This is a genomic window from Sanguibacter biliveldensis, from assembly GCF_033798665.1.
GTDB lineage: Bacteria > Actinomycetota > Actinomycetes > Actinomycetales > Cellulomonadaceae > Sanguibacter > Sanguibacter inulinus.
On the sequence record NZ_CP138359.1, the window covers coordinates 3,990,335 to 4,013,888 of the forward strand.

A 23,554-nucleotide genomic window follows, 5' to 3' on the forward strand; every position below is an offset into this window, starting at 1 on the left:
GCTCGCTCCGCGACCAGGCTGTAGCGTCGGCGCGCGTGGCTCTCCTGGCCACCTCTCCCGAGACGGCGGACCCTCATGATCGACTTCAACAACGCGACGTTCATCAAGCTCAACCCGTGGGACCTGGCGAGCGCCCAGAAGGACCTCCAGCAGATCTTGCACCCCGACGAGCAGATCTACCTGGCCTTCAAGGGGATGCGCGACTCGGTCACGTTCACGAGCAAGCGGATCATCGCGCTCAACGTCCAAGGAATGACGGGCAAGAAGAAGGACTACACGACCCTGCCCTACAGCAAGATCCAGGCCTACTCCGTCGAGACGGCCGGGACGCTCGACCTCGACTCCGAGCTCATCCTGTGGTTCTCCGGGCTCGGGAAAGTCAAGCTCGACTTCGGGCGAGGGGTCGACATCTACACGATCAACCGACTGCTGGGCGACAAGGTGCTCTGACGGGCGACGGTGCCGGGCCACACAGCGCACGAGGGCCAGCCCTGCTGCCCAGACTGTAGCTCCGGCGGTATGTCAGCGGGTCGGCCTCGAGCAGGGCCCGTGCAGCGACTTCGTTCCACGGTGCACTCCGGACGGTCGGCGGATCAGCCGACAGGTGCCGCACCCTCCGGGGGTTCCCCAGCCTCGGCCACCGGGCGCGGGACGAACGTCTCTGCCGTGAGGTCAGCGCGGGCGATGCGCTCGAGCCGGAACCACCGGATGCCACGACGCGACCGGCACCACGCGACGAGATACCAGGCGGTGCCCGTGTGGGCGAGGATCACGGGCTCCACCCGGCGGGCCGTCTCGGCACCGGCGGAGTCGCGGTACCGGACCGCAAGGACGGTGGACCGGGCGAGCGACTGCTCGACTGCTCGGAGGGTCTGCTGCCGCGAGCCGTCGGCTGGCGACGGGTGCCCTTCCGCCGCCGGCCTGCGCGCACCGTGGGCGACCCACACCCTGGAGGCGAGCTCCGCGGCGCTGGCCTGAGACTGCGGGCCGAGAGCGTCCCACACCTTCCGCTGAGCGGCGACGGCGTCCACGGCGAACGGGCTGGCTGGCGGCAGGGACGCGAGGGCCACGGCGACCGCCACGGCCTGCTGGGGCGTGAAGTTCAGCGGAGGGAGAGAGGCTGAGGCGTCGAGGACGTACCCACCACCCGGGCCCGCCTGCGCCCAGATCGGCAGGCCCGCTTGCTGGAGGGCCGAGACGTCCCGCTTGACGGTCCGGATGCTCACCTCCAGGAGTCGAGCCAGGCGGGCACCCGTGGTCCCCGACGGGCCGACACGTCGCAGCTCTTCGGCGACAGCGTAGAGCCGCTCGGTCTTGTCCACGCATCGTCTCCGTCGTCTGTCCGCCTCGCTGAAGCGCCCGGCGGCACCTCCGGAGGCTCCCGCGCGGTGCGGTCGTCCACGTCTCCACAAGTCTCTCAGCCCATGGTGACAGACAGGTGTCACCAGACCCCGTCGAGGCTGGTCTCATGACTACGACGCAGAGCACCGACCCCCTCCACATCGTCCTCGTCCCCGGTTTCTGGCTCGGGGGGTGGGCCTGGGGCGACGTCGTCCCGCACCTGCAGGCCGACGGCCTGACCCCGCACGCCGTGACCCTCCCGGGGCTGGACGACGTCGCGACAGACCGCTCCGGCATCACCCACGACGACCATGTCCGTGCGGTGCTCGACGCCGTGGCGCCGCTCGAGGGCGACGTGGTGCTCGTCGGGCACAGCGGCGCCGGGGCCGTGGTCCACGAGGTCGTCGACAGGGACCCCGCGCGGATCCGCAGGGTCGTGTACGTGGATTCCGGGCCTCTCGTCGACGGAGCCTCACTGCGCCCCGGGCTGCCCGAGGAGACCGTCGAGCTGCCGCTGCCCACGTGGGAGGAGCTTGCCGCGGAGGGGTCGAGCATCGAGGGGATCGACGACGCAGGGCTCGCACGGTTCCGGGCCCGCGCCGTGCCGCACCCGGCCGGTGTCGCGACGGGGACGGTCCACCTCACCGACCCGGCCCGCCTCGGCGTCCCCGTCACGGTGATCTGCACGAGCCTGCCGTCGGAGATGCTGCGTCAGATGGCGACCCCAGGCCCGCCCTTCCACACCGAGCTCGCAAGCCTCCAGGCGACGTACGTCGACCTCCCGACGGGCCACTGGCCGATGTTCTCCAAGCCTGCCGAGCTCGCACGGGAGATCGCGACGGCGGCACGGGCCGACATACGGCCTCCGCTAGAAAAGGCGTAGTATGCGCTGATGCTCCTGGGATACGTAGATGAGTCGTATACGTCCAGCTACTTCTACCTAGGGGCTCTCGTCATCAGCTCGGGCGCCCAGGCCAAGGCGATCGAGGACGGTCTGAACCGCCTTGTCGAGGAGTTCCGACGGTCAGGCGCCGCGCCGGTCGCCCCCGACGTCGAGCTGCACGGCAAGGAGATCTTCCACGGCCAGGACGGGTGGGACGGGGTCCCTGTCCGCGCCAGGATCGCCATCTTCAGGCGTGCGATGAAGGTCGTGCGGGAATCAGGTGCCCGATACGTCGTCCGCGGCATGGATTCCGAGCGACACAGGGCTCGGTACGCCACACCGTTCCCACCTCACGAAGTAGTCCCGGCGCATCTCCTCGAGTCCCTCGATGCTCTGGCACAAGACGAGGACGAGCACATCCTCGTGGTGGCGGACGAGATCCACTCCCAAGACCGCCACAGGAGCAACTTCCGGGACTACAGGTCGTGGGGTACGCCCGGCTACAAGAGCCGGAGACTCGACAGAGTCCGAGACACGATCCACTTCGCACCGTCGCATTACTCATGCCTGCTCCAGGCTGCTGACCTCGTGACCTACCTCTACCGCCGGCGCAGGACCCACTCAGAACCTGATGCGAGAGCCCAGGCCGCAACCGACACGGTCTGGGCAGAGATCCAACCTGCGGTCGCAGTCGCCTCGACATGGGTCCCCTGAACGCACGAAGGCCCCATCCGGAGACGGGGCCTAAGGCAGTGCGGGAGGTCTTCCGACGTCCTGCACCTCCAGCGTACTCAGGCAGTCCTCGATATGCCAGTGACCACAGCGACAGGGGGCAGCTGGGTCCTCTCACCTGGGAGGATGGCTCCTGACCAGCCAAGATCTCCCGAAGGTGGACCCGTGCCCCAGGCAGTGACCCTCGTCCGTTCCAGCGCTCTCTCCGACACCGCCGAGTACGCCTACGCGGCGACCGCTCCCTCTGAGGCGCGTCTGATCTTCCTCGCCGGGTCGTGCCCGCTCGAGGCCGACGGCTCGACGGCCGGCGTGGGCGACTACGCGGCGCAGGCTGCGAAGTGCGTCGAGAACATGACGATCGCCCTCGCGGAAGCAGGGGCGACGATCACCGACGTCATCAGCACCCGTGTCCTGGTGGCGTCGAGCACGCAGGCTGATCTCGTGGCCGCGTGGGAGGTCGTCCGGGACGCGTTCGGCGACCATGACGTGCCCAGCACCCTGCTCGGCGTGACGGTCCTCGGCTACGACGACCAGCTCGTGGAGATCGAGGCTGTCGCGGCCGTCCTCGACTGACACCCGTGGCACGCCGGGCACCCTCTGCCCGGCGTGCCGCACCCCGGGAGGCTCACGTACGGTGGTCCGGTGAACTCTCCGGCCAGGCGCGCCACGCGCGACGACCTCCCCCGAATAGCCAGCACGCTCGGAGCAGCGTTCAGCGACTACCCCTGGACACGCTGGACAGTGTCCGAGCCCGACCACGAGGCCCGCGTCGCGGAGCTGCAGAGGCTCTACGTCGAGCACGTGGCCCTGCCGCACGGCACGGTGTGGGTCGACGACGAGGTGACCGCCGTCGCCGCCTTCCTCCCGCCCGTCCTGCCCGAGCTCCCCGAGGACGTCATGGAGCGCATCGCCGCGCTGCAGGGCGACGACGGGCTCGCCCGTCAGGCCGCGGCCGACGCCGCCGTCGCGGCCCGCGCCACCGAGATCCCCGACGACACCCGCGAGGTCTGCTCGCAGGCCTGGGTCCTCGCGACTGTCGGCGTGCACCCGGACCACCGAGGCGCCGGTCTGGGGTCTTCCGTGATCGATGCCGGTCTAGCGGACCTCGAAGAGTCGATGGCCTCGTGCACGCTCCAGACGAGCGACGAGCGCAACGTCCCGTTCTACGAACGCCTCGGTTTTGCGGTCACCACCGTCGTCGAGGTCCCCGGCGGCCCGACGGTGTGGTCCATGCTGCGGGCTAGCTGAGCCAAGGCTCTCGCTGCCGGTGGGACCGCCGCACCTGCGCCGGTCCCACCGCCCCCCTCCCTCTGATGCCGCCCTAGGTCATCCCACGAGAGCCACCCTCACCCCAGCGTCGACGGCAGCTCGCGCTGCTCGCCCAGCACCTTCTCGGCGAGGAAGGCCAGCACGACCTCGTACCAGACGATGGCGTTCTGGGGCGTGAGCACCCAGTGGTTCTCGTCGGGGAAGTACAGGAACCTGTGCTCGGACTCGCCGTTCTCGTCGGCGGGCAGCCCGGACTTCGCGAGGAGCTCGTACCAGAGGCGCAGGCCCTCGCCGATGGGCACGCGGTAGTCCTTGTCCCCGTGGATCACGAGCATGGGCGTGACGATCTTGTCGACCGAGAGGTGCGGGGAGTTCTCGCGTGCCATCTCCTGCGTCATCTCCCGCTCCCAGTAGAAGGCGTGGTCTGTCGTGGGGCCGAACTGGTCGAGGGCCCACAGGCTCGCGTGGGTGACGATCGCCTTGAACCTGTCGGTGTGCCCGGCGACCCAGTTGGCCATGTACCCGCCGAAGGACCCGCCCATCGCGGCCGTGCGGGTCTCGTCGATGTCGTCGCGGGCCTCGGCGACGTCGGTGATCGCCATGAGGTCCGTGTACGGCGCGGCGCCCCAGGCGCCCCACCCGCGCTGGATGAAGTCCTGCCCGTAGCCCGTCGACAGGGCGGGGTCGGGCAGCAGGACCGCGTAGCCCTGGGCGACGAGGATCCACGGGTTCCAGCGCCAGCTCCACGCGTTCCACGAGTTGAGCGGGCCGCCGTGGATCCACAGGACGAGAGGTGCGGGGCTGTCGGGCCCGGCGCCCTCGGGCAGCGCGAGGAAGGCCCGGACGCGCGAGCCGTCGTCGACGGTCGTCTCGACCTCGGTGAGCGTCCCGGGCAGCGCCGGGGCCGTCGTCGGGCCCTGGAGCGTCACGGAGGTGACGGGTGCACCGCTCGACAGGGCCGCGCCGAGGTCGATCGACACGGGGGTCGACGGCTCGAGGTAGCTGACGCGCAGCGCATAGACGGTCTGGCCGTCCGGGGACACCTGGACGTCGGTGAAGGTCGCGTCGTCGGCGGTGACCTGGGTGACGGTCCCGTCGAGGGTCACGTGGAACACCGGGCCGCGGCCGTCGGAGTCGGCCGTGACGAGCAGCCCGCTGCCGTCAGGCAGCCAGGTGACCGACCCGGGCCAGCGGTCCCACCCCGTCGCGAGCGGGCGGACGTCGCCCCCGGCGAGGTCGACGAGGGCGAGCGTGACGCGCGGCGCCTCGTGCCCGGAGCTGCGGCTCTGCTGGACGAAGGCCACCGTGCGGTTGTCGGGCGAGACCTTCGGCCCGTGCGCCTCGGAGGCTCCGTCGTCGACGAGGACGCGGCGGCTGCCGGTGGCGACGTCGACGGCGGCGAGGACCGTGCGCTCGGCGCCGCGCGGCTCGGGGACGTTGATGGTGGTGACGACAGTCGTGCCGTCGGGCGAGAGCACCGCGGAGGTCTCGCGCAGCGCGGTCTTGACGTCGTGGGTGAGGTCGCGGAGCGAGAGCCGCGGGTCCGCGGGAGCGGCAGCGCCGTCGAGCTCGGCGAGGTCTGCGGCGAAGAGGTGCGGGTCGGAGGGACCGAGGTCGTGGTCCCAGTGCCGGACCGGGTACCCGGTGTGCAGGATCGCCGACACCTTCTTCTTGGAACGGTCGGCGCGCAGCTCGGCGTCGTGCTCTTCGTCGCGGGCCGACGGCAGGACACCTCCGGTGAGCACGACGGTCGACGCGTCGCGCGCGGTCAGCGGGCTGCCCACACCGCCGGCGCGGGAGGCGACGACCCGAGCCTCACCGCCCGTGGCGGGCAGCAGCCAGAGGGCTGTCGTCGCGTCGTCGTCGGACTGCGGGTCGGGCCGGCCGGAGGTGAAGAGCAGGTCGCCCGAGGGGGTGAAGATCGCACCGCCCTCGCCCTTCGCGGAACGGGTCAGGCGACGGGCGGGCTGCTGCCCGCTGGGGTCGACCTCCCAGAGCGCTGTCGTGTACGCGGTGCTGTCGGTCGAGAGCGTCGACACCGAGGTGACGAGGCGCGTGCCGTCGTGGGAGAGCACGAGGCCGCCGACGCGCGGCAGGGCGACGTACTGGTCGAGGTCCGTGAACGGGGCGGGCTGGTCCGGTGCGTGGTGAGCGTCGTGTGTGGTCACCCGTCGTTCCTATCACGGAGGCCGCCCGAGGGGGCTGTGAATTGTCGCCCGCGTCACACCTGGCTGGGATGCCCGTCACGTCCTACACTCCGAGGACAGAACCTCACCAGGGGCTCGCCAAGCGCTCACCAGGGGGCAGCGTGACGGTTGGCAGCACGCACGACGACGTACGGGCGAGGTCAGCGCCGCAGACGGCCTCTGCGCCACGACTCTCGGGGCTCGCGGCGCGTCTCGACACCGCAGTCGGCGTCGACCGCCGCCGGACGACGGCGGCGTACCAGTCGGGGTTCGCCGTAGCAGTCGTGGTGGTCGCCGCGCTGGTCTTCGCCTTCGACCGCGACCTCTTCGTCAGCGGGACCTTCGTCGCCGGGCTGGTCCTCGCGGCAGTCGCGAGCGCCAGTGCCTTCTCGCCGTGGCTGCCCGACACGACCCTCGGGCTGGCACTGGTCGCAGGGGCGGACTTCGTGGTCGTCGCGCTGCTGTCCTTCGCCCCGGGTCTGCAGTACTCCGTCCTCGAGGTGCTCGTCCTGTTCCCCTCGCTCTGGCTGGCCTTCGAACGCCTGTGGCCCGGGGTCGCCGCCGCGGTGCTCTCTACCCTCGCCGTGGTGGTCGTGCCGGACGTGGTCGACGGTGCGGCCCTCGACCTGAGCTTCTGGCTGCACACCTTCGTGCTGCCCTTCATCGTCGGGGCGGTCGCGGGGGTCGCGGCCCTGCTCACCGAGTACCGCTACAGGCAGGAAGACCTGCTCGAGCAGGAGCGTGCCCGGTTGACCGAGACGCTCCGGTCGAGCCAGACGACCTCGCTGCTGCTCGAGACCGTCCTCAACACCATCGACACAGGCGTGCTGGTCGTCGACGCCGAGGGTGGTGTGCTCATCACGAACCGCAGGCAGCAAGAGCTCATGGAGCTCGCCCGGCCCCAGACCCCGGACGGCTCCTGGGCCGTCTACGACTCGGACCGCACCACCCTGGTCCCGCCCGAGCAGATGCCCTCAGCCCTAGCACGCGAGGGCGAGATGGTGACGGCCGCCTTCTTGTGGTTCGGGCACGAGAGGTCGACGCAGCGGGCGCTGCTCGCCACCTCGCAGGCGATCTTCGACGGGGCCGGAGAGGTCTGGGGTGCCGTGGTCGCCAACACCGACATCACCGACCTGGTGTCGGCCATGCAGGTCAAGGACGACTTCGTCTCGACCGTCTCCCACGAGCTCCGCACGCCGCTGACCTCGATCATCGGGTACCTGGAGCTCATCGAGGAGGGGCACGACGACGGGGAGTACGACCTGCCCGACGAGGTCCACGGGCAGATCGAGGTGGTGGCCCGCAACGCCTCGCGGCTGCTCGCCCTCGTCTCCGACCTGCTCACCACGGCCCAGCACGCCTCGGGCACCCTCGCGCTGCGCATGACGGCCGGCCGGCTCGACGAGATCACCCAGCAGTCGGTCGACGGTGTGGCCGACAGGGCGCGGGCCCGCGGGGTCGCGCTGCGCGTCGACGTCCGGCCCACGCCCGAGCAGCTGCTCGACAGGGCACGGATCACCCAGGTCCTGGACAACCTGTTCTCGAACGCCCTCAAGTACACGCCCCGTGGCGGGACCGTCGAGATCGACGTGACCGCCCACAGCGACCACACGTCCTTGCGCGTCCGGGACACCGGGATCGGCATGAGCGAGAGCGACGTGAGATCGCTGTTCGCGAAGTTCTTCCGCGCAGAGTCGGCGCGCAGGGCTGCGATCCCGGGTGTCGGGCTCGGGCTCGTCATCTGCAAGGCGATCGTGGAAGGGCACGGCGGGACGATCGTCGTCGACTCGACGCTCGGACGGGGCAGCACCTTCGAGGTGCGGCTCCCGCTCGCAGCTCCCCCGCAGGCGGGGTGAGTGCCACGTATCTCGACCTGTGGGGTCTGGTCCAGGACGGGCGGCCTGTCGAGACCCCGTCGAGCGTGCTCATGCCCGTCCGCCGCGGTGACGAGCGCGCGATGCTCAAGGTCGCCCGCGTCGACGAAGAGCGGCGGGGCGGCGGGGTCATGGCCTGGTGGGCGGGCCGGGGCGCTGTGCGCGTCCTCGAGCACGACGACACCGCCGTGCTGCTCGAGCGCGCCGTCGGCCCGAGGTCGCTCGCGATCCCCGTGGCGACGGGTCTCGGCACGCCCGGGTGGGAGCGCGAGGACCAGCACGCGACCGAGGTGCTGTGCGAGGTCGCCCGCACCCTGCACGCCGTGGACGCGTCCGAGCCGGACCGCCCACCGGGTGTCGTCCCCCTCGACCGATGGTTCCGCGACCTGCTGGCTGTCGAGGACACGATGCGGGGCTTCCTCCACCGCAGCGCGGCCACCGCGCGGGAGCTGCTGGCCGACCCGTGGGACGAGACCGTCCTCCACGGCGACCTGCACCACGGCAACGTCCTGGACGTCGGGACCGTGCAGTCCGCGCAGTGGCGCGTGATCGACCCCAAGGGGCTCGTCGGCGAACGCGGCTTCGACTACGCCAACATCTTCTGCAACCCGACGCCCCAGGTCGCGGTGAGCCCTGGGCGGCTCCAGCGTCAGGTCGAGGTGATCAGCGCCGCCGCTGACCTGGACCGCGACCGCCTGCTGCGCTGGGTGGTCGCATGGACGGGGCTGTCGTACGTCTGGCACACGGGCGAGGGGACCGGGCTCCACGGACCGAGCCCGAGCGCCACGGCGGTCCTCACGGTCGGTCGCGCCGCCGAACGGCTGCTGCGAGACGGCTGAGAGGTTCGTGCCATCAGTCCGCCGAGAGGCCGCCTGGCCCAGACTTGCTGCTGGCCCCAGGCCTGGTCCCGGGCCTGGTCATCGTCCCAGTCCTGATCCTCGTCCTCGTCCTCGTCCTCGTGAGCCTCCGCCTGCGTCAGCGCCCGTCGCGGTCCGCGAGCTTGGCGAGCATCTGGTTGTACTCGTCCATCTCGACGTCGCCGTCACGGTCGACCTTGCGGTCGCGGCGCTTGGCGACGCGGTCGTCGTCGCGCGACCACGACAGCGCGACGAAGACCGCGAGCAGGACTGTCGGGATCTCGCCGACGCCCCACGCGATGCCACCGCCGGTCTGCTGGTCGGCGATCGCGCTCTCGCCCCACGGGCGCCCCATGAGGCCGAACCACTCGGGGACCATGAGGATCTCGCCGCTCATGAGCGTCACGCCGAAGAAGGCGTGGAAGGCCATGGTCGCGAGCAGCAGCAGGAGCCGCTGCGCGTGCGGCGGGCGCGAGGGCCCCGGGTCGATGCCGATCAGCGCGTTCGCGAAGAAGTAGCCGGCCATCGTGAAGTGCACGGTCATGAGGATGTGCCCGATGTGGGTCGACAGCGCGTACTCGAAGGCCGGTGTGTAGTAGAAGATCACCATCGACCCCGCGAAGTTCAGCGCGGCCACGATCGGGTGCGCGAAGAACCGGCCGTAGTGCGAGTGGATGATGATCAGCAGCCACTCGCGGGGGCCACGGGTGCCGTCCTTGCGGGCCGGCAGCGCGCGGAGCGCGAGCGTCATGGGAGCGGCGCTCACCAAGAAGATCGGCACGACCATCGCCAGGACCATGTGCTGGAGCATGTGGGCGCTGAACAGGACCGCGCCGTAGACGACGGGCCCGCCGTTGGTCACCCAGAACATGACGAGCATGCCGACCACCCACGAGAGGGTGCGCCAGACCGACCACGCGTCGCCGCGCCTGCGCAGCCGCAAGACCCAGCGCAGGTAGACGACCAGCCCGGCGACGCACGCGAAGCCGAGCAGCACGTCCCAGCGCCACTCGGTGAACCAGCGCGCGACGGTGGGCTCGGGCGGGAGCTCGTGCCCGGTGATGAGGTAGGCGGGGCTGGGGTCGGTCGGCGGGGCGTTGTCGTCGGGCGGGTTGGTGCCACCGAGAGCCACGGCGACACCGCTCACGGTGCCCATGACGAGCAGCTCGGCGGAAGCCAGGCGCCAGAAGAGACCCGTGGTCTTCGGTGAGGCAGGGGTGGTGTCGGCCGCGCGGGCAGCCGTGGTCGCTGTCGCGCCGACGGCCGTGACAGCACCGAGGCGCCCGACGACCCACTGCCTGTGCGCCCACCCAAACCCGCCGAGCACCAGGAACAGGGCGGTCTTGGTCAGGACCAGGACCCCGTAGTCGGTGCTCAGCCCCGAGACCCCACCGAGCCGCACCGCGGCGTTGACGAGGCCGGAGAGAGCGACGAGCACGAAGCACCAGGACGCGACGGGCGAGAACCTCGAGACGGTGACTGCGAGCGCCTCGCCGTCGAGAGCCCGGCGCACCCGCAGCAGCGCGATCGAGGCGAGCATGCCGATCCACAGACCGGCCCCGACGAGGTGCATGAACATCGAGGACACGGCCAGCTCGTGGCTGGTCGAGCCCGAGGCGTGCCCCATGAGCGACTGGATGACGAGCGGCACGAGGGCGAGCACGAGGGTCCAGGCAGCGCCTGTCGGTGTGGTGACGAGCAGCGCGAGGACCGCGACGACCGCGACGATCAGCGCGATCGCGAGCAGCGCCCGCCCGGAGGGGATCTGCGTGAGGTACACGCCGAGCTGTTCGCCGAAGCCCTCGGCGGAGAGCGTCAGGCCGACGGTGTTGGCACCTGTGAGCACCACGCGGGCGAGGGCGCAGACCGCCCACACGCCTGCTGCGGCCCCGGCCGTGCTCAGCGCGGTGTCGAGCGCGCGGCCTGGTCGCACCACGAAGACCGCGAGCATCAACGACCCGAGGGTCACCGCGAGCGACAGCTCGGTGAGGACCGTGGTGAGCGGCAGGCCCCACCGGACGACGGGCCCGGGGTCCTGCAAGAGCTGTGAGGCGAAGGCCGCGGAGAACACCCCGCCGAGGGCGAGGGCGACGATCGCGACGAGCACGGCGAGGGGAAGGGTCCAGGTCAGCGACCTGGGGGCGGCGGGGACCACCTGGGCAGCGTCCTGCGCACCGCGCGAGGAGCTCGGGCGGTGGGTGGAGGGGCGCTGCGCCCGGGTGCGGTCCTGCTGTCCTGCGGTCACGTCCCCAGGGTAGTTCGGGCGGCTGAGAGCGGCGGACCGGCGGGAGCCGGTGCTGTGGACGAGGACGCTCCTGCACAGGGTTCGCGGTGCTCCTATGGGTACCTGAGCATGGGGAGCGCGGTCCATCGCGCGGACCCGCCCAGAGCACCTCCCGCTGGCATACTGAAGGCCGCTCCCGACGAAAGGCGTCACCCCATGAGTGCAGGTGAAGGCGGCATCACCCCCGCTGACCTCGACAAGGCCTCGACCCTGCTGCACAGGGTCGCGACGGTCTTCGACCAGAAGGTCGTCGGGCAGGAGTCGCTGCGCACGGCGCTCGTCAGCACGCTCATCACGGGCGGGCACATCTTGCTCGAGTCTGTGCCGGGCCTGGCGAAGACGACGGCGGCCGAGACCCTCGCGGCGTCGGTCGGCGGCAGCTTCCACCGCATCCAGTGCACGCCGGACCTCATGCCGAACGACATCGTCGGCACGCAGATCTACAACTACGGCGAGGGCTCCTTCACCACACAGCTCGGGCCCGTCCACGCGAACCTCGTGCTGCTCGACGAGATCAACAGGTCGAGCGCGAAGACGCAGTCCGCGATGCTCGAGGCGATGCAGGAGCGCCAGACCTCGATCGGCGGCGTCGAGTACAAGCTGCCCGACCCCTTCATGGTGCTCGCGACGCAGAACCCGATCGAGGAGGAAGGCACCTACGTCCTCCCCGAGGCGCAGATGGACAGGTTCCTCGTCAAGGAGGTCCTCACCTACCCCGCGGCGTCGCACGAGGTCGAGATCCTCGAGCGGGTCGCGTCGGGCCGTCAGAGCGCACCGATCACGGCCGAGCCGGTCTCGCTCGACGACGTGAGGTTCTTGCAGGGCCTCGTCGACGACGTGTACGTCGACACCTCGATCAAGCGCTACATCGTCGACGTCATCAACACGAGCCGCTGCGGCGGTCCGCGCCCGGTCCCTGGGCTCGCGGCCCACGTGCGGGTCGGCGCGAGCCCTCGCGGCAGCATCGCGCTCATGCGCGTCGCACAGGCGCTCGCGATCCAGTCGGGCCGCAGCTTTGTCATCCCGGACGACGTCAAGGCAACCCGGCACGCTGTCCTGCGCCACCGGCTGGTCCGCACCTTCGACGCCCTCGCGAACAACGTGCAGCCGGAGCAGCTCATCGACGCGATCTTCGACGCAGTCCCGACCCCGTAGGCCCCCTCATGGACTCCACCTCACGGCTCGCGCAGGTCAGGGCGAGGCTCGACCTCCCGCTCGCACGCCGTGCGTCAGGGCTGCTCGAGGGACGCCACCGCTCGATCCTCAAGGGGCATGGGCAGGACTTCGACGATCTCTCGCTCTACACCCCGGGGGACGACGTCGGCGACATCGACTGGAAGTCGAGCGCCCGCGCGGGCATCCCGGTGATCCGGCGCTTCGCGCGGCAGTCCAACCTCAACCTGGTGATCGTCGCGGACACGGGCCGCAACATGGCTGCGCTGGCTGCGGGCGGCGAGGAGAAGTCCGAGGTCGCCGTGTTCATGGCCTCCCTCGTCGCGTACCTGGCGCGCGACCGCGGGGACAGGGTCGCGCTCGTCGCGGGCGACGCCGAGCGTCTGGTCCAGCGGCCCCCGCGCTCGAGCACGCAAGAGCTCGAGCTCATGCTGCACGTCCTCGCGGGCGCCTACGACGTGGACGCACCGCCGAGCGACCTCAACAGGCCGCTCGAGCGGGCGATGAACGCCTTCCAGCGCCGGTCGCTCATGCTCGTCATCACCGACGAGGCGCGGCCCGAGCCCGGGCACGAGCAGCTGCTCCGCCAGCTGCGGGTGCGGCATGAGGTGATGGTGCTCGCGGTGGCCGACGCCTCTGCGCTCACCCTCACCGGAGGCGCGACGAGCAAGCCTGTCCGCGACGTCGACGCCGACCTCCAGCTCCCCCCTTTCCTGCAGCGCCGTCGGGCGCTCCAGGCCTCGGGCGAGCAGGTGGTACGGGCGCGGCGCGACATGGTCGCCGAGCTGCTGCGCCGCCAGCAGATCCACGGGATGACCGCCACGGGCTCCGACCACGCGGTCGTCCAGCTCATCGACCTGCTGGGGAGGCAGAAGCGTGCCGATCGATGACCTCGTCGGGCCCCAGGACTTCAGCCCGTGGTGGGCGATCACCGGTGTGCTCGTCATCGCCCTCCTCGCCGCCTGGGTGATCGTCGTCCTCGTGCTCACCCGGCACCGCCCGCCGACCCCGCAGCCGCAGGACCCGAGCACGGTCCTGTCCCCCGGCGCCGACCCCTTCCGCGACCTGCGGACCACGTACCTCTCGCAGGTGGACGAGGCGAGCCGCGCCTTCCACGCCGGGGAGATCGACGTCCGTGAGCTGCACCTGCGCCTGAGCACGATCGTGCGCGGCTTCGCCGGGAAGCGGCGGGGTGTCGACACGACGGTCATGACCCTGACCGACATCGAGCGGCTCACGGGTGCGGGGAGCCTGGCGACCCTCATCGCGTACTACTACCAGCCCGCGTTCTCCGAGGCCACCACGGCCACGGGCGTGGAGAGCATCGACGGAGCGAGGACGGTGATCACGACGTGGTGAACGCAGAGGGCATGCTCGCAGACGGGCTGGTCGCAGCAGCGCAGACGGTCGCTGGCCTCGTCGCCGCGCCCCAGGACCTCGCCGCCGAGTCGGTCACCTCGTCGATCGTGTGGCCCTGGGTGGTCCCCGTCGTGGTCGTCGTCGTCGTGGTGGTCGGCGTGGTCGCCTGGTACCTCACGCACCGTCCCCACCCGGTCAAGGACGAAGAGGCCGTCTGGGTCGCGAACTCCGGCTACGTGGAGCACATCCCGCAGATGACGTCGTGGGTGCGCCGCTACAGGGCGCTCCAGTGGGCAGGCGTCGGTGCGGTCCTCGTCGCGGCGGTCGCCGCAGGGTTCCTCGCGGCGCGGCCCGTCGACATCACGACGAGCCAGGGCAAGCTCGCCACCCGCGACATCGTGCTGTGCCTCGACGTGTCGGGCTCGATGATCGAGTACGACCAGCAGGTGGTCGACGTGTTCTCCGAGCTGGTCGACAGCTTCGAGGGTGAGCGGATCGCCCTGTCGATCTTCAACTCGACGTCGCGGACCGTCTTCCCGCTGACCGACGACTACACGCTCGTCCGCGAGCAGCTCGAAGAGGCCAAGGCAGCCCTCGACCCGCGGCTGCTGGAGTCCGACGACATGGAGCTCGTCGACAGGTACCTGCGGCTGACCGCGGGGACCCTGGGCAGCATGGAGGGCTCGTCGCTCATCGGCGACGGCCTCGCGAACTGCTCGCTGCTGTTCGACCAGGGCGACTCCGAGCGGTCCAGGTCGATCATCCTGGCCACCGACAACGACCTGCTCGGCACGCCGATCTACACCCTCCAGCAGGCTGTTGACCTCGCGAGCTCGCGTGACGTGACGGTCAACGGCCTGTACGGGGCGGCCGAGGGCGAGTCCGCGGACAGCCCTCGTGCCAAGGAGTACGGAGAGGCCCTCGAGGGCGCCGGCGGGATGTACTTCTTCAGCGACGACCCGCGCGCCGTCGAGGCGATGGTCGCCGACGTCCAGTCCCAGCAGGCCGTCGACCTCGACGCCGCCCCCGAGATCTCGCAGGCGGACAAGGCCGGGCCGTGGCTCTGGGTCGCGCTCGTCGGTGTGACCCTGCTCGTCCTCGTCCAGTGGAGGTTGCGCGAATGAGCCTGCACCCGCTCCTGCCCGTCGCTGTCCTCCTCGTCGTGGTCCTGCCGCTGCTCGTCGTCACGGCGGTCCTCGCCGTGCGCGGTCTGCGTGCCGGGTCGTCGACGGGCCGCGCCCAGGCCGCCGCGTGGACCGTGAGGTTCTTCCTCGTGCTCGTGGTCGGCGTCATGGGCCTCGGCCCGAGCGTCCCGCGCACCTCGACGGACTCCGCGGCCGCGGCCGTCGACGTGTTCTTCGTCGTGGACCGCACAGGGTCCATGGCCGCCGAGGACTACGACGGCCAGACCAAGCGCCTCGACGGCGCGAAGGCCGACATCCTCAGCGTCGTCGACGAGATCCCCGGCGCCCGCTACTCGATCATCTCCTTCGACTCCCAGGCGACCCGTCAGCTACCGCTCACGACAGACACCCGCGCGGTGAGGTCCTGGACCGAGACGACCGACCGGGAGCTCACGTACAGGTCGCGCGGGTCCCTCGTGGACCGCCCGCTCGACGAGCTCGGTCGCGCGCTCCAGGGCTCGGTCGAGCAGCGGCCCGCGAACGTGCGGCTGGTGTTCTTCCTCAGCGACGGCGAGAACACCGCCAAGGGCCAGCGCGCCTCCTACGCCGACCTCGCCCCGCTCGTCGACGGCGGCGCCGTCTTCGGCTACGGCACCGAGGAGGGCGGCCAGATGCGGTCGCTCGACTTCTCGGGCGACGGCGACATCGAAGAGGGCGACTACATCGTCGACTACGCGACAGGGTCCCCGGGGATCTCCAAGCTCGACCCGGCCGAGCTCCAGGCTGTCGCCGACGAGCTCGGTGTCCCGTACCTGCACCGCACGGCTCCTGGCCCGACGACCGAGGTGACCGCCGGGATCGACCCCGACGTCATCGCGACCGACGGGCGCCGGGCCGTGACGTCCTACCAGCCCCTGCTGTGGCCCTTCGCGGTCGTTCTCACCCTGCTGCTCGGCCTCGAGGTGTGGGGGTCTGGACGGCGCATCGGACGAAAGGTGGGGCTGACGCATGGCTGAGAGCACAGGACCTGAGCAGGCACCCCAGCACCCCGACTGGCCTGCCACAGGCATCAAGCGCACGAAGACGGAGCCCGACCTCCCGACCCACGCCTCCAGGCGGTCTGCGCGCGGGGGTGCCGCCAGGCCCCAGGGAACCGGTGCGCCCACGACGTCCGCAGCCGAGGCCGCGACGGCCCGCGACCACCTCGCGCACCAGGCCGCCGAGCGTGCCGCCCGCGAGGCTGCCGACGCGAGCCTGCAGGCACGTCGTGCCCGGCTGCGCCGACGCCGGAACCTGCTGCTGTGGTCCTCGCCGCTGATGGTCGTGGCCCTCGTGGTCGTCGGCAAGGCGCTGTCCGTGCCGGTCATCGCCAACGGCGCGAAGGACAGCTTCGACGAGCAGGGCTACGTCGAGGCTGCCGCGGACTACCACCGCCTGCAGACGTGGGACGTGGCCGAGCAGTGGAAGGTGTCCTTCAACGAGGGCACCTCGCTGCTGGCCGCCGGAGACCTCGACCCTGCCGAGACGCTCCTCGACCAGGCGCTGTCCGAGGCCCCCGCGATGCCCGAGGACCTCACTCCGTACTCGGACGCCGAGCTGCGCGAGCTGCCGGCCTGCCTGGTGCGGACCAACCTCGCCGTCCTGCACGAGACGCGCGCCGAGGGCAAGCACACCGACGCCGACGCGCTCGTGGAGGAGATGAAGGAAGAGCAGGAAGCACTCGACGCCCTCGGTCCTGACGGTCCGACCGACGGGTCGGCCGCCCCCGACCCCGAGCCCTTCCGTCTCGACGCGATCGCCACGTACCTCGAGGCCGAAGAGCTGTACAGGACGGCCAACGCCGTGCGGATCGAGGGCGGGTGCCCCGACGTGGACGAGTCGCGCGAGCGTGCGACGGGCCGGGAGACCGAGGCTCGCGAGAAGCGCGAGGCCCTCGAGAACCCGCCGCCCCCGCAGGGTGGTGGCGGCGAGGACGACCAGACCGACCCGCCCCCGGAGGGCGAGGAGGGCGAGCCGCCCCCGCCGGACCCCGCCGAGCAGGAGCGCCAGGAAGAGCTCCAGGAGCGCGCGAAGGACGCCGAGCTCGACAAGCAGCAGCAGGAGGGATACACGGACGACGGCGAGCCCTTCGACGGAGGTACGCCACAATGGTGAGCGTGACCGATGACGTGAGCACACCGACGACCATCCGCTCCAACTGGGCGGGGAACCTCGAGTACAGGGCAGCCCGGCTGCTCCGGCCGACGACCCTCGAGGAGGTGCGCGAGGCCGTCACGGCCGGCGGCCCCGTGCGGGCTGTCGGGTCGCGGCACTGCTTCAACGACATCGCGGACACGACAGGGACGCACCTGAGCCTCGAGAGCTTCGAGCCTGTGGACGCGAGCACGCTGACAGTCGACACCGACGCCGACGGGGCGACCACGGTGACGGTCTCGGGCGGCGCCCGCTACGGTGACCTCGCGACGGCGCTCTACGCGCACGGCTATGCGATGCCCAACCTCGCGTCCCTGCCGCACATCAGCGTCGCCGGGGCGATCGCGACCGCGACCCACGGCTCGGGCGTGACCAACCAGGGCCTCGGCGGGGCCGTCGTCGCCCTCGAGATCGTCACCGCGACGGGCGAGGTCCTGACGGTCCGGCGCGGCGACGGTGCTGCGGAGACCTCCGGGGACGCAGGCTCGGGCGCAGCCGCAGGCTCGGCCGGCGCCGCTGAGCTCGATGCCGACGTCGACAGCGCCCCCCTGCCCTTCGACGCGGCCGTCGTGCACCTCGGTGCGCTCGGCATCGTCACCCGCGTGACCCTCGCGGTCGAGCCGACCTTCGACGTCCGCCAGGACGTGTTCGTCGACCTCCCGTGGGAGTCCTTCGAGCGTGACGCGGACGCCGTGCTCGGCGCCGCGTACTCGGTGAGCGTCTTCACCACGTGGCGCGACAACGCGATGGACCAGGTGTGGCTCAAGAGCCGCGTCGACGAGATCGGGACCCGTCCGGGGGGTGCGCTGGCCCTCGGCGAAGACTTCCACGGAGCCCGCCGCTCCCCCGTGCCGCTCCACCCGCTGCCGGGGATCTCGGCCGAGAGCTGCACCGAGCAGCTCGGTGTGGCCGGCCCGGCGCACGAGCGTCTGGCCCACTTCAAGATGGACTTCACCCCGAGCAACGGTGACGAGCTCCAGAGCGAGTACATCGTCCCGCGCGAGCACGCCGTGGCGGCAGTCGCGGCGGTGCGTGCCCTGCGCGAGCAGATCGTGCCGCTGCTCCAGGTGACCGAGATCCGCACGATGGCGGCCGACGGCTTCTGGCTCAGCCCGAGCGGCGCGCAGGACTCCGTCGGCATCCACTTCACGTGGTTGCAGCGCCAGCCCGAGGTCGAGGCGCTGCTCCCGGTGATCGAGGCCGCGCTCGCGCCCTTCGACGCCCGCCCGCACTGGGGCAAGCTCTTCACGACAGACGCGGCACGTCTGGCCGAGCTGTACCCGCGGCTGCCCGAGCTCCGTGCCCTCGCGGCCCGTCTCGACCCCGAGGGTGTGCTGCGCAACGACTACCTGGACCGGGTGCTCGGCTAGACGGCTTGGGGTTCTCGGCACGTACCCGGGCGCCGGGGCATCCGGACCAGGCAGCCAGCCGCGCCTGGCACAGCGTGCCGAGCCCCAGCCCGCGACGTAGCGTGGCTGGCATGGATCTGACGAAGTACGGCCACGCCTGCGTGGCGCTGAGCAAGGACGGGCGCAGGCTCGTCATCGACCCCGGGGCCTTCACCGAGGACGGCGTGATCGGCGACGCCGAGGCTGTGCTCGTGACGCACGAGCACCCTGACCACCTGAGCGTCGAGGCCCTCGACGCCGCGTGGGCGCAGAACCCCGAGCTGCGGGTGTGGACGACGGCTGCGGTCGCAGAAGTCCTCGGCGACCGGGACGGACGGGTCACGGCTGTCACCGACGGTGACACGTTCACCGCGGCCGGCTTCGACGTCACCGCTGTCGGCGAGTGGCACGCGGTGATCCACCCCGACGTCCCGCGCATGCAGAACGTCGGCTTCGTGGTCGACGGCACGGTGTTCCACCCGGGCGACGCCTTCACCATGCCCGGCCGCCCGGTCGAGACGCTGCTGACCCCGGCCCACGCGCCGTGGTCCAAGCTGCAGGAGATCATCGACTGGGTGCGGGCAGTGAGCCCGGTCCGGACGGTATCGGTCCACGACGGCGCGCTCAACGACCGCGGACTCGGCCTGGTCAACCGGATGCTCGGCGCCGGTGGCCCTGGCACCGGGGCGCAGCACCTGGTGCTCGCCTCGGGCGAGACGGTCAGGCTGCCGTAGCAGCAGTCGACCCGCGCGGGGAGCACCCGCGCGGGTCGACTGTGGAGTCGGCTCTGCTCAGAACACAGGCTTCCCGCCGGTCACGCCGATGACCGTGCCGGACACGTAGCTCGCGTCGGGCGAGGCGAGGAACACGTACGCCCCGGCGAGCTCGCCCGGCTGGCCCATGCGGCCGAGCGGGGTGTCCTGACCGAAGGTCTTGACCTTCTCCTCGGGCATGGTCGAGGGGATCAGCGGCGTCCAGATCGGTCCTGGCGCCACGGCGTTGACGCGGATGCCCTCAGGCCCGAGGTCGCCCGCGAGGTTGACCACGAGGTTGTTGAGCGCGGCCTTGGTCGAGGCGTAGTCGAGGAGCGCCTCCGAGGGCTGGTACGCCTGGATGGAGGTGGTGACGATGATCGACGCACCGCTCTCCAGGTGCGGCCTGGCCGCCTGGATCAGCCACAGCGTCCCGAAGACGTTCGTCTCGTAGACGCGGCGCACCTGCTCGGGCGAGTAGTCCTCGAGCCCACCGGGCTGAGCCATCTGGTACGCCGCGTTCGCCACGAGCAGGTCGATCCCGCCGAGCTCGCGGACGACCTGCTGCACGAGAGCGTCGTTGGCGGCGGGGGTGCGGACGTCGACCTCGACGGCCAGGCCGCGGACACCTTCGGCCTCGACCAGCGCGAGGGTCTGCGCGGCGTCGTCACGCTCTTCGGGCAGGTGGCCGATCGCCACGTCCGCGCCCTCGCGGGCGTAGGCGATGGCGACGGCGCGGCCGATGCCGGAGTCACCGCCGGTGATGAGGGCTCGCTTGCCCTTCAGCCGGCCGTGACCGACGTAGGACGTCTCGCCGTGGTCAGGGGTGGGGTCGAGGGCCGAGGTGGCCCCGGGCCACCGGAGGTCTGTGGTCGTGGGTGTGGTCTCGTCGCTCATGCGTCCACGCTAGGCGCAGGCCCGGAGCCTCGCACGGCGGCCTGTGTGGACGCGTGCGCGGGTGGACACCGTCGTCTGTGGGCACACCGCCACAGCTCAGCCCTCGCCGCCGAGCGTCCCCGTGAGCCGCGCGTGCCGGGCTGCCGAGACGTCGTCGAGCCCGCGGATCGTCACGGTCGTGCCGCGGCGGGCGTACCGGGTGGTGATCGCGTCGAGGGTCGCGACCGTCGACGCGTCCCACACCTGCGCGCCGGAGAGGTCGACGACCACCTCGGACGGGTCGCGGGCGTAGTCGAACCTGGACACGAGGTCGTTGGACGACGCGAAGAACAGCGCCCCGGTCACCGTGTACACGCGGGCACCCGAGGGGTCGTCCGAGACGACCACGTCGGTCAGGTGGGCGACCCGGCGGGCGAACAGCAGCGTCGCGACGAGGACCCCGGTGACCACCCCGATCGCGAGGTTGTGCGTGGCCACGACCACCGCGACGGTGACGACCATGACGGCGGTCTCGCTCTTGGGCATGCGCCGCAGCGTCGAAGGCCGCACGGAGTGCCAGTCGAAGGTGCCGACCGAGACCATCACCATGACCGCCACGAGGGCGGCCATCGGGATCACGGCGACCACGTCGCCGAGGCCGACCACGAGCGCGAGCAGGAACACCCCGGCGAGGAAGGTCGAGATGCGGGTGCGCGCCCCGGAGGCCTTCACGTTGATCATGGTCTGGCCGATCATCGCGCAGCCGCCGATGCCGCCGAAGAACCCGGTGATGACGTTCGCGGCGCCCTGGCCCCACGCCTCGCGGGTCTTGTCGGAGTGGGTGTCGGTGACCTCGTCGACGAGCTTGGCGGTCATGAGCGACTCGAGGAGCCCGACGACGGCCATCCCTAGCGCGTAGGGGGCGATGATCCGCAGGGTCTCGAGTGTCAGCGGGACGTCGGGCAGGAAGAGGGTCGGCAGCGAGTCGGGCAGCGCACCCTCGTCCCCGACGGTCGGGACGTGGACGGCGAAGACGACCGTCGCGGCTGTCAGCAGCACGATGGTGACGAGCGGCGCGGGCACGGCTGTCGTGAGCCTGGGCAGCAGCACGAGGATCGCGATCGCGGCGAGCACGAGCGGGTAGACGAGCAGCGGGACGTCGACGAGGTGCGGCACCTGCGCGATGACGATGAGGATCGCGAGCGCGTTGACAAAGCCGACCATGACCGAGCGTGGGATGAAGCGCATGAGCCGTGCGACGCCGAGGACCGCGAAGAGCACCTGGACGACCCCGGCGAGGATGACTGTCGCGACGAGGTAGTCGACCCCGTGCTCCCGGGCCACGGGGGCGATGACGAGGGCCACGGCGCCCGTGGCCGCGGAGATCATCGCGGGGCGCCCACCGAGGAAGGCGATCGAGACGGCCATGGTGAAGGAGGCGAAGAGCCCGAGCCGCGGGTCCACGCCCGCGATGATCGAGAAGGAGATGGCCTCGGGGATGAGCGCGAGCGCGACGACGAGCCCGCCGAGGACCTCGGTGCGCAGCCGGCGCGGCGAGCGCAGCGCGGCGCGGACGGAGTGCGCGGCGTCCGCCTCGGGCGGCGCGGCAGGGCGGGGCGCGGTGGGGTGCTGAGGAAGATCTGGCACGGGGGTCCTCACGGGGTGCTGGGCGCGCGGGCACGGGGCGGGTGCTGGTGGGCAGGCGCTGGGCGGGCGGCGAGCGAGGGAAGATGGGTGGTCGGCAGACGACCGACGAGACTCTACCCTAACGTCAGGGTAGAGTTGTCAGGCGCCCGGCGAGGGCGACGGCAAGGAGACGACGACTGATGACCGCCCCCGAGGCACACGACGCGGCGCACGAGCAGGGCTCGGCGAGGACGGCGACGCCGACGATGCACATCGGCGCCCTCGCAGAGCGCACCGGCATGTCGCTGCGCACCCTGCGGCACTACGACGAGACCGGTCTGCTCAAGCCGTCGGGTCGTTCGGAGGGCGGCTTCCGCCTCTATACCGACGACGACCTCGCACGCCTCCTCGTCATCCGCCGCATGAAGCCTCTCGGCTTCAGCCTCGACGAGATGGCCGACCTGCTCGAGGTCGTCGACCGGCTCCGCGCCGGCGCAGGAGGCACGGACGGCGCCGGCAGTAGCGGCAGTAGCGGCAGTGCCGCCAGCACCAGCGGTGCTGAAGACGCCGACGGCGTCGACAGCGTCGCAGACACCCACGGCTCGCTGCGCGCGCGGCTCGACGCCTACGTCGAGTCGGCCCAGGAGCGCCGCGCAGAGCTCGCCCGCAAGCTCGACATGGCCGACGAGTTCATCGCGCTGCTGCGCGGCACGTAGGCGGACCGCTGCGCAGCACGCATGCCGTCCGCAGCGAGGCGCGCACGCGGTCCGCTGCGCAGCACGGAGGCAGTCCGCAGTCGACCGAGCTGTCCGGCCGCCACGACCTCAGCCACTCCTACGACCGCACGCTCAGAGAGAGAACAGCATGCAGCGCAGACCCCAGAAGAACCCTCTGGGCCCGGGCCGACCTCGAGGGGCCTACCCGATAACGAGCGCGGCCCGGCGGTTGCCGCTCGACGCGTGGCTCGCCGTCCCTCCAGGACCCACCAGTCCCGGTGCGTCCGACACCGTCCTGCGATCCATGGCGTCGAACTACGGGATGATGCGCGGTCTCGCCGCCGTCTGCCTGGGGACGTCCGGTGCCCTGGTCGCCGGGGCGATCCTGGCAGTCCTGACCGAGACCCGCGGTCCGGCACCGTGGCTGCTGCTCGCGGCCGCAGTCCTCGGGCTCTGCGGCTTCGCGACGCTCCGCGGTCGCACAGTGCGCGGTGTGCCGTCAGACTCGCTGGCCGCCTACCGCGGAGCGGGGACGGTCTCGTCGGGTGTCGGCGCCGGCCTGATGATCGGCGCGGTGCTCTCCGCAGCCGCGCTGCCTCTGACCGCGCCGTCCTTCCAGGAGGGCGCCGCTGACGTGGCAGCAGCGCTCGCCCTCCACGCACTGATCGTCGCCCAGGCCTTGTGCGTCTTCGCCGTCCCGGCCTGGTTCGTCCAGCACGCCGTCCGCGACTTCCGGGCCGCGATCCTGCGCAACCCTCGCCTGCACGCCAGCCTCGACCAGCTGTCCCGGACGTGGGACGCACCGTACGAGACCCGCGAGTTCGGCCCGCTGTAGCCTGCACGACCACCCGGCGAGCGGGTGAAAATCTCGCCAGAGACCCTCGCCCCACTCGCACCACGCAACGGCGCGTCACCCGGTCG

The 23,554-nt window shown here is 71.4% G+C and carries 22 protein-coding genes; 17 read left to right on the plus strand and 5 right to left on the minus strand.

The genetic code is table 11. The annotated features are described in order from the left end of the window. The first annotated feature begins 75 nt into the window (after positions 1-75). On the plus strand, positions 76-450 hold the full coding sequence (locus SANBI_RS17345) for a PH domain-containing protein (protein ID WP_319157281.1): 375 nt from the start codon (positions 76-78) through the stop codon (positions 448-450). A 143-nt stretch (positions 451-593) separates the two neighbouring features. On the opposite strand, the gene SANBI_RS17350 is transcribed toward SANBI_RS17345, so the two are convergent. Continuing rightward, complete coding sequence (locus SANBI_RS17350; RefSeq protein ID WP_319157283.1) at positions 594-1,322, minus strand: helix-turn-helix transcriptional regulator; 729 nt, start codon at positions 1,320-1,322, stop codon at positions 594-596. A gap of 146 nt (positions 1,323-1,468) precedes the next feature. On the opposite strand from SANBI_RS17350, the gene SANBI_RS17355 reads away from it, so the two are divergent. From SANBI_RS17355 to SANBI_RS17370, 4 genes are all read left to right on the plus strand, one after another. Next, the gene (locus SANBI_RS17355; RefSeq protein ID WP_319157285.1) at positions 1,469-2,224 is read left to right on the plus strand and encodes an alpha/beta fold hydrolase; all 756 of its coding nucleotides are present in this window, start codon (positions 1,469-1,471) and stop codon (positions 2,222-2,224) included. A gap of 9 nt (positions 2,225-2,233) precedes the next feature. Continuing rightward, positions 2,234-2,938, plus strand: a complete 705-nt coding sequence (locus SANBI_RS17360) for a DUF3800 domain-containing protein (RefSeq protein WP_319157287.1) — start codon at positions 2,234-2,236, stop codon at positions 2,936-2,938. A gap of 183 nt (positions 2,939-3,121) precedes the next feature. Beyond that, entirely contained in the window at positions 3,122-3,529 is a 408-nt protein-coding gene (locus SANBI_RS17365) for a RidA family protein (RefSeq protein WP_319157289.1), read from the plus strand. A 69-nt stretch (positions 3,530-3,598) separates the two neighbouring features. Next, positions 3,599-4,204 (plus strand): GNAT family N-acetyltransferase, encoded by a 606-nt coding sequence (locus SANBI_RS17370; RefSeq protein ID WP_319157291.1) that lies wholly within the window; start codon positions 3,599-3,601, stop codon positions 4,202-4,204. Between the two features lie 98 nt (positions 4,205-4,302). Here the strand turns inward: SANBI_RS17370 and SANBI_RS17375 are convergent, their stop codons facing one another. After that, entirely contained in the window at positions 4,303-6,393 is a 2,091-nt protein-coding gene (locus SANBI_RS17375; RefSeq protein ID WP_319157293.1) for a S9 family peptidase, read from the minus strand. Positions 6,394-6,533: 140 nt separating this feature from the next. Here SANBI_RS17375 and SANBI_RS17380 point away from each other — a divergent pair, with 140 nt between their 5' ends. Both SANBI_RS17380 and SANBI_RS17385 read left to right on the plus strand, forming a co-directional pair. Next, on the plus strand, positions 6,534-8,267 hold the full coding sequence (locus tag SANBI_RS17380) for a sensor histidine kinase (RefSeq protein WP_319157295.1): 1,734 nt from the start codon (positions 6,534-6,536) through the stop codon (positions 8,265-8,267). Continuing rightward, entirely contained in the window at positions 8,264-9,124 is an 861-nt protein-coding gene (locus tag SANBI_RS17385) for an aminoglycoside phosphotransferase family protein (RefSeq protein WP_319157297.1), read from the plus strand. Before SANBI_RS17380 ends, SANBI_RS17385 begins: the two co-directional genes overlap by 4 nt. 136 nt (positions 9,125-9,260) lie before the next feature. On the opposite strand, the gene SANBI_RS17390 is transcribed toward SANBI_RS17385, so the two are convergent. Beyond that, complete coding sequence (locus tag SANBI_RS17390; protein ID WP_319157299.1) at positions 9,261-11,387, minus strand: bifunctional copper resistance protein CopD/cytochrome c oxidase assembly protein; 2,127 nt, start codon at positions 11,385-11,387, stop codon at positions 9,261-9,263. Between the two features lie 195 nt (positions 11,388-11,582). Here SANBI_RS17390 and SANBI_RS17395 point away from each other — a divergent pair, with 195 nt between their 5' ends. From SANBI_RS17395 to SANBI_RS17430, 8 genes are all read left to right on the plus strand, one after another. Continuing rightward, a complete protein-coding gene (locus tag SANBI_RS17395; protein WP_056127146.1) occupies positions 11,583-12,581 on the plus strand; it encodes an AAA family ATPase in 999 nt (332 codons plus the stop codon). Positions 12,582-12,589: 8 nt separating this feature from the next. Continuing rightward, a complete protein-coding gene (locus SANBI_RS17400; protein WP_319157302.1) occupies positions 12,590-13,489 on the plus strand; it encodes a DUF58 domain-containing protein in 900 nt (299 codons plus the stop codon). Then, positions 13,476-13,958, plus strand: coding sequence for a hypothetical protein (locus SANBI_RS17405; protein ID WP_319157304.1), 483 nt, complete (start codon positions 13,476-13,478; stop codon positions 13,956-13,958). The genes SANBI_RS17400 and SANBI_RS17405 overlap by 14 nt, the downstream gene beginning before the upstream one ends. Then, entirely contained in the window at positions 13,952-15,082 is a 1,131-nt protein-coding gene (locus SANBI_RS17410; RefSeq protein WP_319157306.1) for a VWA domain-containing protein, read from the plus strand. The genes SANBI_RS17405 and SANBI_RS17410 overlap by 7 nt, the downstream gene beginning before the upstream one ends. Further along, entirely contained in the window at positions 15,079-16,098 is a 1,020-nt protein-coding gene (locus tag SANBI_RS17415) for a vWA domain-containing protein (protein WP_319157308.1), read from the plus strand. Before SANBI_RS17410 ends, SANBI_RS17415 begins: the two co-directional genes overlap by 4 nt. Further along, the gene (locus tag SANBI_RS17420; protein WP_319157310.1) at positions 16,091-17,236 is read left to right on the plus strand and encodes a hypothetical protein; all 1,146 of its coding nucleotides are present in this window, start codon (positions 16,091-16,093) and stop codon (positions 17,234-17,236) included. The genes SANBI_RS17415 and SANBI_RS17420 overlap by 8 nt, the downstream gene beginning before the upstream one ends. After that, the gene (locus SANBI_RS17425; RefSeq protein ID WP_319157312.1) at positions 17,230-18,645 is read left to right on the plus strand and encodes a D-arabinono-1,4-lactone oxidase; all 1,416 of its coding nucleotides are present in this window, start codon (positions 17,230-17,232) and stop codon (positions 18,643-18,645) included. The genes SANBI_RS17420 and SANBI_RS17425 overlap by 7 nt, the downstream gene beginning before the upstream one ends. A 110-nt stretch (positions 18,646-18,755) precedes the next feature. After that, entirely contained in the window at positions 18,756-19,397 is a 642-nt protein-coding gene (locus SANBI_RS17430; protein WP_319157314.1) for an MBL fold metallo-hydrolase, read from the plus strand. 57 nt (positions 19,398-19,454) lie between these two features. Here the strand turns inward: SANBI_RS17430 and SANBI_RS17435 are convergent, their stop codons facing one another. Continuing rightward, positions 19,455-20,312 carry an SDR family oxidoreductase gene (locus SANBI_RS17435; RefSeq protein WP_319157316.1) on the minus strand — a complete coding sequence of 286 codons (858 nt, stop codon included), beginning with the start codon at positions 20,310-20,312 and terminating at the stop codon, positions 19,455-19,457. Between the two features lie 96 nt (positions 20,313-20,408). After that, positions 20,409-21,938 carry a SulP family inorganic anion transporter gene (locus SANBI_RS17440; RefSeq protein WP_373367342.1) on the minus strand — a complete coding sequence of 510 codons (1,530 nt, stop codon included), beginning with the start codon at positions 21,936-21,938 and terminating at the stop codon, positions 20,409-20,411. Positions 21,939-22,117: 179 nt separating this feature from the next. Between SANBI_RS17440 and SANBI_RS17445 the strand changes: the two genes are divergently transcribed. Next, the gene (locus tag SANBI_RS17445; protein WP_408669719.1) at positions 22,118-22,633 is read left to right on the plus strand and encodes a MerR family transcriptional regulator; all 516 of its coding nucleotides are present in this window, start codon (positions 22,118-22,120) and stop codon (positions 22,631-22,633) included. Between the two features lie 304 nt (positions 22,634-22,937). After that, positions 22,938-23,468, plus strand: coding sequence for a hypothetical protein (locus SANBI_RS17450; protein WP_319157318.1), 531 nt, complete (start codon positions 22,938-22,940; stop codon positions 23,466-23,468). Positions 23,469-23,554 lie beyond the last annotated feature (86 nt).